The 14,721-nt window shown below is 61.8% G+C and carries 16 protein-coding genes; 8 read left to right on the top strand and 8 right to left on the bottom strand.

The window, feature by feature from the left end:
- The first annotated feature begins 18 nt into the window (after positions 1-18).
- Positions 19-1,083, top strand: a complete 1,065-nt coding sequence (locus tag ABIE33_RS02400) for an HlyD family secretion protein (RefSeq protein ID WP_429120916.1) — start codon at positions 19-21, stop codon at positions 1,081-1,083.
- 72 nt (positions 1,084-1,155) lie between these two features.
- Here the strand turns inward: ABIE33_RS02400 and rplI are convergent, their stop codons facing one another.
- The 6 genes from rplI to ABIE33_RS02370 form a co-directional block, all read right to left on the bottom strand.
- Positions 1,156-1,731 carry a 50S ribosomal protein L9 gene (gene rplI / locus ABIE33_RS02395; RefSeq protein WP_429120913.1) on the bottom strand — a complete coding sequence of 192 codons (576 nt, stop codon included), beginning with the start codon at positions 1,729-1,731 and terminating at the stop codon, positions 1,156-1,158.
- Positions 1,732-1,764: 33 nt separating this feature from the next.
- Complete coding sequence (locus ABIE33_RS02390; RefSeq protein ID WP_429123039.1) at positions 1,765-2,649, bottom strand: DUF2232 domain-containing protein; 885 nt, start codon at positions 2,647-2,649, stop codon at positions 1,765-1,767.
- A 261-nt stretch (positions 2,650-2,910) separates the two neighbouring features.
- Positions 2,911-3,159, bottom strand: coding sequence for a 30S ribosomal protein S18 (gene rpsR, locus ABIE33_RS02385; RefSeq protein ID WP_025426448.1), 249 nt, complete (start codon positions 3,157-3,159; stop codon positions 2,911-2,913).
- Between the two features lie 27 nt (positions 3,160-3,186).
- Positions 3,187-3,633 (bottom strand): 30S ribosomal protein S6, encoded by a 447-nt coding sequence (gene rpsF / locus ABIE33_RS02380; protein WP_025426449.1) that lies wholly within the window; start codon positions 3,631-3,633, stop codon positions 3,187-3,189.
- A 284-nt stretch (positions 3,634-3,917) separates the two neighbouring features.
- Positions 3,918-4,430: a ClbS/DfsB family four-helix bundle protein gene (locus ABIE33_RS02375; protein WP_429120910.1), complete on the bottom strand. Its 513-nt coding sequence runs from the start codon at positions 4,428-4,430 to the stop codon at positions 3,918-3,920.
- Positions 4,431-4,444: 14 nt separating this feature from the next.
- A complete protein-coding gene (locus tag ABIE33_RS02370; protein ID WP_429120908.1) occupies positions 4,445-5,488 on the bottom strand; it encodes an aldo/keto reductase in 1,044 nt (347 codons plus the stop codon).
- A 249-nt stretch (positions 5,489-5,737) separates the two neighbouring features.
- Between ABIE33_RS02370 and fabD the strand changes: the two genes are divergently transcribed.
- The 7 genes from fabD to gmk all read left to right on the top strand — a co-directional run bounded on the left by fabD (position 5,738) and on the right by gmk (position 12,711).
- A complete protein-coding gene (fabD, locus tag ABIE33_RS02365) occupies positions 5,738-6,682 on the top strand; it encodes an ACP S-malonyltransferase (RefSeq protein WP_429120905.1) in 945 nt (314 codons plus the stop codon).
- 27 nt (positions 6,683-6,709) lie between these two features.
- A complete protein-coding gene (gene fabG, locus ABIE33_RS02360) occupies positions 6,710-7,447 on the top strand; it encodes a 3-oxoacyl-[acyl-carrier-protein] reductase (protein WP_429120902.1) in 738 nt (245 codons plus the stop codon).
- 336 nt (positions 7,448-7,783) lie between these two features.
- Positions 7,784-8,020 (top strand): acyl carrier protein, encoded by a 237-nt coding sequence (locus ABIE33_RS02355; protein ID WP_003531676.1) that lies wholly within the window; start codon positions 7,784-7,786, stop codon positions 8,018-8,020.
- 220 nt (positions 8,021-8,240) lie between these two features.
- Positions 8,241-9,506: a beta-ketoacyl-ACP synthase II gene (fabF, locus tag ABIE33_RS02350; protein WP_429120899.1), complete on the top strand. Its 1,266-nt coding sequence runs from the start codon at positions 8,241-8,243 to the stop codon at positions 9,504-9,506.
- 366 nt (positions 9,507-9,872) lie between these two features.
- Positions 9,873-11,060: an endolytic transglycosylase MltG gene (mltG, locus tag ABIE33_RS02345; RefSeq protein WP_429120896.1), complete on the top strand. Its 1,188-nt coding sequence runs from the start codon at positions 9,873-9,875 to the stop codon at positions 11,058-11,060.
- 100 nt (positions 11,061-11,160) lie between these two features.
- Complete coding sequence (locus tag ABIE33_RS02340) at positions 11,161-12,048, top strand: YicC/YloC family endoribonuclease (protein ID WP_429120893.1); 888 nt, start codon at positions 11,161-11,163, stop codon at positions 12,046-12,048.
- 3 nt (positions 12,049-12,051) lie between these two features.
- Positions 12,052-12,711 carry a guanylate kinase gene (gene gmk, locus ABIE33_RS02335; protein WP_429120890.1) on the top strand — a complete coding sequence of 220 codons (660 nt, stop codon included), beginning with the start codon at positions 12,052-12,054 and terminating at the stop codon, positions 12,709-12,711.
- Positions 12,712-12,857: 146 nt separating this feature from the next.
- On the opposite strand, the gene rsmA is transcribed toward gmk, so the two are convergent.
- The gene (rsmA, locus tag ABIE33_RS02330) at positions 12,858-13,685 is read right to left on the bottom strand and encodes a 16S rRNA (adenine(1518)-N(6)/adenine(1519)-N(6))-dimethyltransferase RsmA (RefSeq protein WP_429120888.1); all 828 of its coding nucleotides are present in this window, start codon (positions 13,683-13,685) and stop codon (positions 12,858-12,860) included.
- Positions 13,685-14,713 carry a 4-hydroxythreonine-4-phosphate dehydrogenase PdxA gene (gene pdxA, locus ABIE33_RS02325; RefSeq protein ID WP_429120885.1) on the bottom strand — a complete coding sequence of 343 codons (1,029 nt, stop codon included), beginning with the start codon at positions 14,711-14,713 and terminating at the stop codon, positions 13,685-13,687. Before pdxA ends, rsmA begins: the two co-directional genes overlap by 1 nt.
- Between the last annotated feature and the right edge of the window lie 8 nt (positions 14,714-14,721).

The raw sequence follows: 14,721 nt of genomic DNA, 5'->3' as shown, positions 1-14,721 counted from the left end.
CGAACAGAGTGGACGACCATGCTGAAATTCTTGCGCTCACCCACCACGATCATCGTGTTGCTGGCCGGCTTTTCGGGCCTTGCTTTGGTTCTCTATGCCTGGCGTTTGCCGCCGTTCCACAGCTCTGTGGAGATGACGGAGAACGCCTATGTCAGGGGTTACCTGACCATCATGAGCCCGCAGCTCTCCGGTTATGTCGCCGAAGTTCCGGTACACGACTACGAGGAGGTCAAGGCAGGGCAACTGCTCGTCAAGATCGACGATCGCATATACGCGCAGAAGCTGGCCCAGGCCGAGGCGACACTTGCCGCCCAGAAAGCATCGCTCGCCAATTCACGTCAGCAGGAATTGTCCGCCAAGGCCGGCATTGCTGCCAGCGCGGCACAGCTGGACAGTGCGAAAGCTGCGTTCAACAGGGCGAGCGCCTCCTGGGACAGGATCCGGCCGCTGGCGGAAAAGGGCATCTCGACGCGCAGCGAAGCCGACCAGTCGCGCGCAGCGTTCGAACAGGCGCAAGCGGCCGTCAGCCAGGCTGAGGCAGGTTTGGAGGTTTCTCGCCAGGCACTGGCCACCACGCTTGGCGCGCGTGCCGGTCTGCAGGCTGCCGTTGCCGGCGCCGAGGCCGCCGTCGAACTGGCGCGGATCGATCTGGAAAACACCCGGATCGTCGCGCCTCGCGATGGCAAGCTCGGCGAGATCGGTGCGCGCCTCGGCCAATATGTCACCGCCGGCTCGCAACTGTTGGCCGTCGTTCCGCATGACGTGTGGGTGCTTGCGAATTTCAAGGAAACGCAGCTCGACGGCATGAAGGCCGGCCAGCCGGTGACCATTTCGCTCGACGCACTGCAAAAGAGCATGCTGACCGGGCACATCGAGCGCTTCTCGCCCGCTGCCGGCTCCGAGTTCAGTATCATCCGTCCGGACAACGCCACCGGCAATTTCACCAAGGTCGCGCAGCGCGTCGGTGTCAGGATCGCGGTCGATCCCGGCCAGCCGCTCGCCGATCTGTTGTCGCCCGGTCTGTCGGTCGTTGTGCGTGTGGATAAGGATGCCGCGCCCCTGGCTGAGCTGGCCCACAGTTGAAGCAAGCGGATGGCAAAGAAAAAGCCCGGATCCGAGGATCCGGGCTTTCGCATTCTAAATGGCCAGTAAGGCTTATTCTTCTTCGCCTTCGAATTCGGCTTCCGGGTTGAAGAAGTCTTCCGGCTTCAGGGCATCTTCGTCAACGCCGTAGATGGCGTCGGCCGAGGTCAGGCTTTCGCCCTTTGCCTGGCGCTCAGCTTCTTCAGCCGAACGAGCAACGTTGACTTCAATTGCGATTTCGACTTCCGAATGCAGGTGCAGTGTGACGTTGTGCAGGCCGATCGACTTGATCGGGTGGTTCAGGTCGACCTGGTTGCGGCCGATGTTGAAGCCTTCTGCAGCCAGAACTTCGATGATGTCGCGAGCGGCAACCGAACCGTAGAGCTGGCCGGTTTCGCCAGCCGAACGGACGATGATGAAGGACTTGCCGTCGAGCTTCTCGGCAACCTTTTGGGCTTCCGACTTGCGCTCGAGGTTACGGGCTTCGAGCGTCGAGCGCTCGGATTCGAAACGGGCCTTGTTGGCAGCGTTGGCGCGCAGTGCCTTGCCGAGCGGCAGCAGGTAGTTGCGTGCGAAGCCGTCGCGAACCTTTACGGTTTCGCCCATCTGGCCGAGCTTTGCGATACGTTCGAGAAGAATGACTTGCATGTTCGTTTCCTTTCAGAGTTCAGGTTTCGTTGGTCAGTTTTTTTCCACCGGGGTGACCGCGATGGTGCGTCGCGTATCGGTCAGGCCCGTGAGGAGGAAGAAGATTGCCGGGATCGTGAACACGAGCACCGACAGGTATGCGATCCACAGCACGGGAAGCCGCCAGGACTTGCCGCGCGTGCGGAAATGGAAGGATGCGAAACCGGCGAGCAGGAAGCCCGCGCCGAAGGTTCCGCAGACCAGCGCGCCGATCGTGGCCGGCGCGCCGCCCACGAAGGTCAGGACCAGGCCGCCGAGAAAGATGAAGATCGCATTGCGATGCATGCGCAGCATCGACGGAATGTCCTCGCGCGGGCGCAGCGACCGGCCGGACATCTGCACGATGCGCGTGGCGACGTAATAGGCGGAAAACAGCATAACCACCCAGACGGCGCCCTGGATAAGGGGCAGGGCCAGCGTGAAGATCGACTTGATCTGGGCAATCGCGGCGGCGTCCGGGTTATAGAGCGGTTCCTGCGCTTTCACTGCCTGGATGACGATGTCGACCATGCGGTCGGACACATCAGAATCATATCCGACGATGAAGCCGACGATGATCATGCCCGCGGTTACCAGACCGGCGAGGTGGCTGAGAATGTCGGAAAGCGGGTACCAGGCAAGCGCGCCGTCGGGGCCGCCGAGCTCGGTCGCCGGGCGCGCCAGGTTGGCGAGATGGCTGAGCCAGCCGGCCGGGATGAGCGTCACGACGAGAATCAGCAACGCGAAATAGGGCGAGACCAGAGCGGCGGCGGTGGCGCCGGCGCTGACGATTGCCGTGATCGCAGCCGCATTGCCCCAGCCCAGGCCGGCGATGAGAATGGGGAGCGCCGAAGCGGCATAGAGAACGATCGCAAGCGACGACTGCGTGTTCGCGCCCATCGACAGGAGGGCAGCGGTAAAGCCGGCGAGAACGCCGGTCAGCAGCGATGTCTTGTTCAACTTGTTCACGTTCGCTGTCCTGCTTCGTGCAGTTAGGGGATGGCCAAGCGCAGCCCCAACATGGGATTTCTGCGTGTTTCCACGCGGGTTCCGATCCGCGCCCAACGCGGAAGGGAGAGGGCAAGGCGATCCCTCAAGGGAGCGCCTTGCCCTAGAGTCGGTTTCCGTTGAGTCAGGCGACCAACGGAACGTCAGCCGTTCTTACGAAACGACGTAGGGCAGCAGGCCGAGGAAGCGGGCGCGCTTGATCGCCTGAGCGAGTTCGCGCTGCTTCTTCTGGGAAACGGCCGTGATGCGGGAAGGAACGATCTTGCCGCGCTCGGAAATGTAGCGCTGCAGAAGACGGATGTCCTTGTAGTCGATCCGCGGAGCGTTTGCGCCCGAGAAGGGGCAGGTCTTGCGGCGACGGTGGAACGGGCGACGAACCGGAGCGGAAGAAACTTCAGCCATTGTCTTTAATCTCCTAAAGCTTCTTGATTACGCGCGGTCTTCGCGCGGACGACGCGGGCGGTCTTCGCGGTCGCCACGATCCGGACGCGGACCACGGTCGCCGAAGCCGCGCTCCGGACGGTCGCCATCGCGGCGCGGACGGTCGTCGCGGTCGCGCTTCTGCATCATGGCAGACGGGCCTTCTTCGTGCTTCTCGACGGCGATCGTCATGTAGCGCAGGACGTCTTCGTTGATGCGCATCTGACGCTCGATTTCGTGAACAGCCGCTGCCGGAGCATCGATGTCCATGAGGACGTAGTGAGCCTTGCGGTTCTTCTTGATGCGGTAGGTGAGGGACTTGAGGCCCCAGTTCTCGACGCGACCGACCTTGCCGCCGTTTGCTTCGAGCACGCCCTTGTACTGCTCGACGAGACCGTCGACCTGCTGCGGCGTGATGTCCTGGCGGGCCAGGAATACGTGTTCATAAAGAGCCATTGTGGCTTACCTTTCTTGCGTTAATCAGCCCGGACATCGGCGGCTAAGCCTCAACGACTGTTCTTAATGGCTGACAGGCAGCCGGCAAGAAAGTGTTGTATCGAGACGGTCGAGAGCGGAGACACGGGAGGCCGGAAAGACTTGCAATCCTAACGGCTCCCCTCGAGGAAGCCGGCCCTCCGTTCAGCCACCAGCCAGAAGACCGGGCATTTCGAACAGCGCGCTTATACGCATATTTCAGCGAAAGGCAAGGCTTGCGCGGCCTTTTCGCCCGGTTTTGCCTTTTAAGCGGTTCCCCCGATCTTCTTCCACTTGCGCAAGCGCCCTCGCGCGTTGGCATAGGGTGAAGACGTGTTGAACTGGATCATCCGGCCGAGCGGCCACTTCCCATACCATGCCTGACCGCAGAGCGCCTGGTCATCGCGCGCCTCGATCAGGGCGACCAATGTCTCCTTGCTAGCTGCAAGGCGAGACAGGCGTTCGGCGGGCGAGAGCGCTCGGTAGTCGCTATAGAATTTCTGCGCCAGACGCCCGAGCTCGTTCCACTTGTATCCCGTCTCCGGAAAATCGACCGGCAGACCTTGTTCGTCCTGTTCGATCCATTTGACCACCAGTTCGCCCCACCCGATGAGGTAGGCAACGAGGTCGCCGACACTCATCATCGTGCCTTTGGCGTGCCCCTCGATCGATGGCTCGGCGAATCGCTCCGGCGCGATGCTGTCGAGTTCGCGCTCGAGCTTGGCGAACTCCATCTCGATGGCGTTCAGCAGCTCCGCTTTCGTTTGGGGCACGGCCATGTGCTGTTTCGCGCTCAGATCGGCATGGGATAGAGCCGGTGCAGGCGGCGAATGCCGTTCATGATGTCCTGCGACAACGTCATGCCGGCGGTGCCGAGATCCGTCTTCAATTGTTCCATCGAAGTTGCGCCGATGATGACGGAAGCCATGAACGGACGGGCGAGGCAGAAGGCGATCGCCAGTTGCGACGGGTCGATCCCGTGTTCGCGGGCAAGCGCCACGTAGCCGGCGACAGCCGGCTCCTGGTGCGGCGTGAAGCGACCACCGAGATCGCCGTTGATCGCTAGGCGCGACCCCGTCGGCCTGGCGCCGTCAAGATACTTGCCGGTCAGCAGGCCGGCGGCGAGCGGTGAATAGGCAAGGAGCCCGACGTCCTCGTGATGCGAAAGCTCGGCGAGATCGAGGTCGTAGGCTCTATAGAGAAGATTGTATTCGTTCTGGATCGAGGCGACGCGCGGCAGGTCGTGCCGCTGCGCCATGTCGATCAGCTTCATCGTGCCCCAGGCGGTATCGTTCGAAAGGCCGATCGCCCGTACCTTGCCGGCCTTCACCACTTCGCCGAGCTTTTCGAGGATAGCCTTCAGGTCGGCTGCGACATGGGCCTTGCTCTGTTTGGCGGGCTCATAGGACCAGGCGTTGCGGAAATGATAGTGGCCGCGGTTCGGCCAGTGGATCTGGTAGAGGTCGATGTATTCAGTCTTCAGCCGCTTGAGGCTGGCGTCGACCGCCTCGCCGATACCTTCGGGGGTGATCGGGCCGCCGTTGCGGATATAGGGTCGGCCCGAGCCGGCCACCTTGGTGGCGACAACGACGTCATCGCGACGGCCACGCCTCGTCAGCCATTCGCCGATGATGCGCTCGGTATTGCCGTAGGTTTCGGCCGAAAGCGGCGTTGTCGGGTAGAGTTCGGCCGTGTCGATGAAGTTCACGCCCTTGTCGAACGCATAGTCGAGTTGCTCGTGCGCCTCGGCCTCGGAGTTCTGGGAGCCCCAGGTCATTGTGCCCAGGCAGATTTCGGAAACCTTGATGCCGGTCCGGCCAAGCGTGTTGTAACGCATGCAGTGATGGTCCTTGTGAAAAGCGAGCCTCGACCTGGGAGGAAAGGGGTACCCGCGGCAGAATTGGGTGAAGGCCGCAAGCCCAGGGGGAGGTCGATCGGGCAGGGCGGCGATGCGTGGCAAACTTACGCCTTGATTGGCGAAGATCAAGGGCAAAAGGCCGTGCGAAGCCCGCAAAGCCGGGCCTGCGCGCTTGACTCGCCGTTCAGGAATGTGAATGGAGAGGAAAACTAGGGAAGGGACAATCCCATGAGTATTGCATTCACGTTCCCGGGTCAGGGCAGCCAGGCTGTCGGCATGGGCAAGGATCTGGCGGACGCGTTTCCGGAAGCAGCGGCGGTGTTTGCCGAGGTCGACGACGCGCTCGGCGAGAAACTCTCCGAGATCATGTGGAACGGCCCCGAGGAAACGCTGACGCTGACGGCCAACGCCCAGCCGGCGCTGATGGCCGTGTCAATGGCGGTGATCCGTGTGCTCGAAGCCAAGGGCCTCGATCTGAAGAGCAAGGTTTCGTTCGTGGCCGGACATTCGCTCGGCGAATACTCGGCGCTCTGTGCCGCCGGAACCTTCTCGATCGCCGACGCGGCGCGCTTGCTGCGCATCCGTGGCAACGCCATGCAGGCGGCCGTGCCCGTCGGCAAGGGCGCGATGGCCGCCATCATCGGTCTCGAGCATGCGGATGTCGATGCCATCTGCCGCGAAGCCTCTGCTCTCGGGTCCTGCCAGATCGCCAACGACAATGGTGGCGGTCAGCTCGTAATTTCCGGCGAGAAGGCGGCCGTCGAGAAGGCTGCGGCACTTGCGTCGGAAAAAGGTGCCAAGCGCGCTTTGATGCTGCCGGTCTCTGCTCCCTTCCATTCGAGCCTGATGGCGCCCGCCGCCGAGGCGATGCGCGAGGCGCTTGCCAAGGTCGAAAAGCACAACCCGTCCGTGCCTGTTATTGCCAACGTCCTGGCCGCTCCGGTCAGCGACGCCGAGGAGATCGCGCGCCTTCTCGTCGAGCAGGTCACCGGCCAGGTTCGCTGGCGCGAGACGGTGGAGTGGTTCGCCGCCAACAACGTCACGACGCTGTATGAAGTGGGCTCCGGCAAGGTGCTCACCGGACTTGCCCGCCGGATCGACAAATCCGTCACCGGCATTACCGTCAACACGCCTGCCGATATCGACACCGCGCTCTCGGCGCTTCTGGCCTGAGTGCTCCAGTTATAAGGAATCAATCCGATGTTCGATCTTTCCGGCCGTAAGGCTCTTGTAACCGGTGCATCCGGTGGTATCGGCGAAGAAATCGCCCGCATGCTGCACGCTCAGGGCGCAATCGTCGGCCTTCACGGTACGCGCGTCGAAAAGCTTGAGGCGCTTGCCAACGAGCTCGGGGAGCGCGTCCAGTTGTTTCCGGCCAACCTTTCCGATCGTGCCGAAGTCAAGGCGCTCGGCGAGAAGGCCGAGGCTGAACTGGGCGGCGTCGACATCCTCGTCAACAATGCCGGCATTACAAAGGACGGTCTTTTCGTTCGCATGAGCGACGAGGACTGGGACAATGTTCTGGAGGTCAATCTGACAGCCGTGTTCCGCCTGACCCGCGAGCTGACCCATCCGATGATGCGCCGCCGCTTCGGCCGTATCGTCAACATCACGTCGATCGTCGGCGTCACCGGTAACCCCGGCCAGGCCAACTACTGCGCCTCGAAGGCCGGCATGATCGGCTTTTCGAAGTCGCTCGCCCAGGAAATCGCGACCCGCAACGTTACGGTCAACTGCGTTGCGCCCGGCTTCATCGAGAGCGCCATGACCGGCAAGCTGAATGACAAGCAGAAGGAAGGCATCATGGGAGCGATCCCGATGAGGCGCATGGGCACTGGTGCCGAGATTGCATCTGCCGTCGTTTATCTCGCTTCGAACGAAGCAGGCTATGTCACCGGCCAGACCATTCACGTCAACGGCGGCATGGCCATGATTTGATGAGGTGTCCGCGGCTTGCATGCCATGCGCGCGAAACGGGCGTGATCTCGGCCTGCAATGCTCCGGCATACCACCTGCCAAATGCCTGAAATTCAATGTTGAGCAAGCGATTGTCAGGCATTTTCGCACTTTGCGGCAGACTTAAACCGTGTTAATCGGGCCATGACTGTTAGCAGTCGACCGGCCCCGCCAGGTGTCCGGCAGCCTTGGCTGCCTTGGGTTTGCCGCGGTTCTGGTTGGATGGATTGCCCGTTGGACCGTCTTGGTCTATCAGGCTTATTGAGAGTACCGGTGCCAGAAAGGTGCCCAGAGAAACGAAGGTCGAGGAACTCCGACATGAGCGATATCGCAGAACGCGTAAAGAAAATTGTTATTGATCATCTTGGCGTCGACGCCGAAAAGGTCAGCGAAGGCGCAAGCTTTATCGATGACCTCGGCGCGGACTCGCTCGACACCGTCGAACTGGTCATGGCATTCGAAGAAGAATTCGGCGTCGAAATCCCGGATGATGCCGCGGATTCGATCCTGACTGTCGGCGACGCCGTCAAGTTCATCGAAAAGGCCCAGGCCTGATCCTTCATGGTCAAGCCGTTGGCGGGCCGCGTTCAGCGGCCCGTACCAGCCCAGGGGAAGTGGGCTGTCTCGCGCTGAGCGCGGGTTTTCGATCAGCAAAGCGGTCCCGCATTTCCCTCTGATCGTCGCTACAAGAACTTAAAATGGATGCACGGATCGGGTTCGTCACGCGTGGTCCGATCCGGCTCTGAAATTGAACAGTCAGGGTGGGTCGCGGACTATGAGACGTGTCGTTATCACCGGTACCGGCATGGTATCTCCCTTGGGTTGCGGAACCGAGGCAACTTGGGCGCGCCTGATCGCAGGCGATAATGCTGCGCGCAAGGTCACGGAATTCGAGGTCGAGGATCTGCCCGCGAAGATCGCGTGCCGCCTTCCGTTCGGCGATGGCTCGAACAACACCTTCAATGCCGATGACTGGATGGAGCCGAAGGAACAGCGCAAGGTCGATCCTTTCATCGTCTACGCGATGGCTGCCGCTGACATGGCGCTGGCCGACGCCGGCTGGAAGCCTGAAAACGATGAAGACCAGATTGCAACCGGTGTTCTGATCGGCTCGGGCATCGGCGGTCTCGAAGGTATTGTCGAGGGTGGCTATACGCTGCGCGACAAGGGTCCTCGGCGTATTTCACCCTTCTTTATCCCCGGCCGCCTGATCAATCTTGCTTCGGGCCAGGTGTCGATCCGCCACAAGCTGCGCGGTCCCAATCATTCTGTCGTCACCGCCTGCTCGACCGGCGCCCACGCCATCGGCGACGCAAGCCGGTTGATCGCGCTCGGCGATGCCGATGTCATGGTGGCCGGCGGTGCCGAATCGCCGATCTGCCGTATTTCTCTGGCGGGCTTTGCCGCCTGCAAGGCGCTGTCGACGCAGCACAACGATGACCCGCAAAAGGCATCGCGTCCCTATGACATCGACCGCGACGGCTTCGTCATGGGCGAGGGCGCCGGCATCGTGGTCCTCGAAGAACTGGAGCACGCCAAGGCGCGCCGCGCCAAGATCTATGCCGAAGTCGTCGGCTACGGTCTCTCCGGCGATGCTTACCACATTACCGCGCCGTCCGAGGACGGCGACGGTGCTTACCGCTGCATGCAGATGGCGCTGAAGCGCGCCGGCCTGACGGCGGCAGATGTCGACTACATCAACGCTCATGGCACTTCGACGATGGCCGATACGATCGAGCTTGGCGCCGTCGAGCGGCTCGTTGGCGAGCATGCCTCGAAAATCTCCATGTCGTCGACCAAATCGGCGATCGGCCACCTGCTAGGTGCCGCCGGCGCTGTGGAAGCGATCTTCTCGGCGCTGGCGATTCGCGACAACGTCGCACCGCCGACGCTGAACCTCGACAATCCCTCCGTCGAGACCAAGATCGATCTGGTGCCGCATGTTGCGCGCAAGCGCGAAATCAACGTCGCTCTGTCGAACTCCTTCGGCTTCGGTGGCACAAATGCTTCGCTGGTTCTGCGCCGCTACACCGGCGTTTGATATTGCCGAGGTTATCAACGGGGCGATGCGTGTCACCGGCCCGTTGATCCTGCTTTTGCCGCATTGCTCGCTACAAGCATGTAGCAGGAGGACGTGTCGGCCCTTTTCAGGGATTGGCGCTGCCTGACGGCTATGTTCGCGCAAGGCACATCTGACAGTCTGTTGTATCGCTATTGCCGGGCGCATGCTGGCTGTCTTCGAGCGAAAACGCCGTTGACCGGCGGGCGCGCCGAAACCATTTATTCCACTGCCAGCCCAAGGGATGGCTGCGGCTCAAACGTTTTGATTTATACCTGCCACGGTCCAGGCCGAAATTCGCACCGCGGCAGCTAGAATGAGGATGCGAATTTCGGGTTCGGGACAATCGTGAGCGACTCAAACGAGAACGGCGCGGCGCAATTCGGCCGCAGTGACACCGGGAACAACGGGCCGATCATTCCGAAATCGGCCAGCGAAGCCTTGCGGCCCGAGAAGGCGCCGCAGCCGCCGAAGCGTTCGCGCAAGGCGCGCAGCCAGGTCGTGATCTTCCTGAATTTCGTCATGACCGTTATCGTCTTCGTCGCGCTCGCAGCTGCCGGCACTGTTTACTATGCGATGCATCAGTACGAAAAAGCGGGACCGCTCGAAGCCAACAAGAACTTCATTGTCAGAAGCGGCGCCGGCATCAGCGAGATTGCCAGCGGCCTCGAGCGCGGGAACATCATCACCGATGGCCGTGTCTTCCGGTTCGTCTCGGAAGCATACCTTGACAACGACACGCTGAAGGCAGGTGAGTACGAGATCAAGGCTGGATCTTCAATGCAGGAGATTATGCAGCTGTTGAAATCCGGCAAGTCCATTCTCTATTCCGTGTCGCTGCCGGAAGGCCTGACCGTCAAGCAGATGTTCCATCGCTTGTCCGATGACGGGGTTCTGGTCGGCGACTTGCCGCAGGACCTGCCTGCCGAAGGTTCGTTGAAGCCGGACACCTACAAGTTTACCCGCGGCACCAAGCGCGTCGAAATCGTCCAGCAGATGGCGGCTGCCCAGAAAGCGCTGGTCGACCAGATCTGGGAAAAGCGCGATCCGAACCTCCCCGTCTCGACCGTCGAGGAGTTCGTGACCCTCGCGTCGATCGTGGAGAAGGAAACCGGGCGCGCCGACGAGCGCCCGCGTGTTGCCTCCGTCTTCATCAACCGGCTCGATAAAGGCATGCGCCTGCAGTCGGATCCGACGATCATCTACGGCATTTTCGGCGGTGACGGGAAACCGGCGGACCGGCCGATCCTGAAGTCGGACCTCGACAAGGATACGCCCTACAATACCTACATCATCAAGGGCCTGCCGCCGACGCCGATCGCCAACCCGGGGCGCGCCGCACTGGAAGCCGTGGCCAACCCGTCGCGCACGCCAGAGCTCTATTTCGTAGCCGATGGCACGGGCGGCCATGTCTTTGCCGTGACATTGGATGAACACAACGCCAATGTTCGCCGTTGGCGCAAGGTGGAAGCCGAAAAGGCAGCCGAGGCGGCAAAGGCCGCTGAGGACGCGGCAACGACGGCTCAGCCTCAGTAACAGCCTGCATTGTGGACGGACTTATCACGGCGCGGATATCCCTTGCGGGATACTGCGCCGTCGCCGTATTGCTTCTCCAGAAAATGCAACGGAGGTGTGTATGCCGCTCCAATCGATGACCGGCTTTGCCCGGAGAGAAGGCAGCATCGGCCGCCATCGCTGGGCCTGGGAACTGCGCTCCGTCAACGGCAAGGGCCTGGATGTCAGGCTTCGCCTGCCGCAGGGACTTGAGCGGTTCGAGCCGGATGTGCGCCGGCTCGCCGCGGAATTCTTCTCCCGTGGCAATCTGCAGGTCAGCCTGTCCGTCAGTGGAGCGGAGAGTGCGGTTGAAGCGGTCGTGAACCAGGCGGCGCTGACGGCTGTCTTGAACCTGCGCGAGCAGCTTGGTGACCTCGTCGACCCTGCGCCGCTCAAGTTCGACACGCTGCTGGCGATCCGCGGCATTGTCGACTTCCGTGAACCCGAAGAAAGCGAAGCGCAACGCGCAGCGCTGGACGACGATATTCTGGCGGGCCTCAAGCTCGCCCTGGGCGACCTGCGTGACATGCGTGCTGAGGAGGGTGGGGCGCTCTGTCAGATCCTGCTGGCGCAGGTCGGCAGCATCGAGGCGCTGACGGCAACGGTCGAGAGTGATCCCTCGCGCAGCCCGGCGACAATTGCCGAAAAGCTGGCGCAGCAGGTAGCGCTGGTGATGGGCAACGGTTCTTCGCTCGATCGGGACCGGCTGCATGCCGAAGTGGCACTGCTTGCGACCAAGGCCGATTTGAGAGAGGAGCTGGACAGGCTTGGCTCTCATATTGTCGCTGCCCGCGACCTGCTGTCGAAAGGCGGGCCGGTCGGTCGCAAGCTTGATTTCCTGGCACAGGAATTTAACCGCGAATCGAATACGATCTGTTCCAAGTCGAATGCGGCTGCAGTATCCGCTGCCGGCATCGAGTTGAAGGTTGTGATCGATCAGTTCCGCGAACAGGTTCAAAATCTGGAGTAACGCATGAAATCGGCGACCCCTTCGCCCATCAAGATCGCCCGCCGCGGGCTGATGCTGGTCATTTCCTCACCCTCGGGTGCGGGAAAGTCGACGATCGCGCGCAATCTGCTTGAAGATGATCCTGAGATGAGCATCTCGGTAAGCGTGACCACGCGTCAGCGCCGGCCCAGTGAAATTGATGGACGGCACTATCATTTCAAGTCGATCCGCGAGTTCGAAGCATTGCGGGCGACCGACTCGCTCTTGGAATGGGCCGAGGTTCACGGCAATTTCTACGGCACGCCGCGAGACGCCGTCGAAGCTGCGATGGCCGCAGGCCGCGACATGCTTTTCGATATCGACTGGCAGGGCGCACAACAGCTTCAGGAGAAGATGGCCGGAGACGTGGTCTCGATCTTCATCCTGCCGCCGTCGATGGCCGAGCTGCAATCGCGACTGCATCGCCGCGCCGAAGACAGCGAGGAAGTGATCGCCACGCGTCTGGCCAACTCGCGTTCAGAAATCGAGCATTGGCGCGAGTACGACTATATCGTTCTCAACGACGATCTCGATCGCGCCTTTTCGGCGGTGCGCGCCATCGTCGAGGCCGAGCGCCTACGCCGGGACCGCCGCCCGGGCCTGTTCGAATTCGTCAATGGACTTCTGACGGAAAACCCGTTCTGACAACAAAGTGGCCGGCAATGCCGGCCATCCGCCGTTTAGCACGGCTGCCAGAGCGTCTCCGGATTAGACGGGGTCGCAGAAATGCTCATCTCTTTGTTATTGCGCATTTCCTAGCGGAAAACGCTTCGCACTTTTCCCGGAAATGCTCAAAGGCAGTTTGCGAGCCGGCAGAATTCGTCCACCGAAAGTGTTTCCGCGCGCCGCTGCGGATCGATATCGGCTTTTGCCAGCAATGTTTCGCCGCCGAGCGGCTTCAAGCTCTGGCGAAGCATCTTGCGGCGTTGGCCGAAGGCCGCATGCGTCACCTTCTCCAATGAGGACACTGCGCACGGGATCGGATTGGTGACCGGCTCCAGATGCACCACGGAGGAAGTTACCTTCGGCGGAGGCGTGAAGGCCTGCGGCGGCACGTCGAAGGCCATGCGGGCATTCGTTCGCCAACCACAGAGGACCCCCAGGCGCCCGTAGTGGTCGTCGTCGGCGTCCGCCACGATCCTCAAGCCCACCTCGCGCTGAAACATCAGTGTCAGCGACTGCCAGAAGGGCGGCCAAGTCTTTGGCAGGAGCCAATTGACGAGAAGCTGGGTGCCGACATTATAGGGCAGGTTGGCGATGATCTTGACCGGGCCGCCACCGCTGATCTCTTCAAAGTCGATCTTGAGTGCATCGCCTTCGATGACGTCGAGCCGGTTAGGGTAGTGGTCGGAGATTTCGGCGAGCGCTGGCAGGCAGCGGGCATCCCGCTCGATCGCTACGACCTTCTTTGCGCCAAGCGCCAGGATTGCTCGCGTCAGGCCGCCGGGACCCGGGCCGACTTCGATGACGGTCACGTCTTCCAGCGGGCCGGCCGTCCTGGCGATCTTCTGTGTGAGGTTGAGGTCGAGCAGGAAGTTCTGCCCAAGCGCCTTCTTGGCGTCGAGGCCATGGCGCTGGATTACATCCCGCAGCGGTGGGAGCCCGTCAAGAGCGGCCATCAAACGATAACTCCTGCGGTATTGCTGGAAAGCTCTGCCGCAAGCTTCAGAGCTGCGAGCAGGCTGTCATCCCGGGCAATGCCTTTGCCGGCGAGGCTAAAGGCAGTGCCATGGTCGGGCGACGTGCGGATGAAGGGGAGGCCGAGCGTGACATTGACGCTGTCGTCGAAACCAAGTGCCTTGGCGGGGATCAGTGCTTGGTCGTGATACATGCAGATCGCCACGTCATAGGTCGCACGCGCACGGTCGTGAAACATCGTATCGGCGGGCAGAGGCCCGGTGGCATCGATGCCTTCCGCGCGCAACCGTTCGACGACCGGACGGATCACATCATCGTCTTCGAGACCCAGTGCACCGCCTTCGCCTGCGTGGGGATTAAGCCCGGCGATTGCCAGCTTTGGCCTGTCGATGCCGAAGCGTGTGCGAAGGTCCGCCGCGGTAATGATGCAGGTTCGATAGATCAGATCTGCCGTGAGTTGGGCGGGCACGTCTTTCAGCGGGATGTGGATGGTCACCGGCACGGCGCGAAGCTTGGGGCCGGCCAGCATCATCACCGGCAACAGAGGCTCGCCGGTGGCCTTCTGCGCGAGATCAGCAAGATATTCGGTATGGCCGGGGAAGCGGAAGCCGGCTTCGTAGAGCACGGCCTTGGCGATCGGGTTCGTGACGACGGCAGAAGCCTCGCCATCCATGACCAGCTGTACAGCTGTATCGATCGAACCCGTTACCGCAGGTGCGTTGGCAGCATCGGCCTCGCCAGCAACGACGGGAGAAGGACAGCGCACCGGCAGAACGGGCAAGGCGTCGGCAAAAACCGAGGCGGCATCCACGCAATCTGTCTCGCGGATCGCAACGGTATGTCCGAGCAATGCTGCCCGCGCCGCGAGAACTGTGGGGTCACCGATGAAAAGGAATGGCGGGGTAGCGCGCTCACGGCGGCCAAGCCAGATGGTCAGGCTAAGGTCCAGTCCGATACCGGCAGGATCACCCATGGTCAGGGCGAGGGGCCCACCGGTCGTGTCACGCATTTTTGCCC

Origin of the sequence: Ensifer sp. 4252 (assembly GCF_050434565.1) — a bacterium.
In the GTDB taxonomy this organism is placed as follows: Bacteria; Pseudomonadota; Alphaproteobacteria; order Rhizobiales; family Rhizobiaceae; genus Ensifer.
This window is presented reverse-complemented; position numbering and strand designations above follow the sequence as displayed.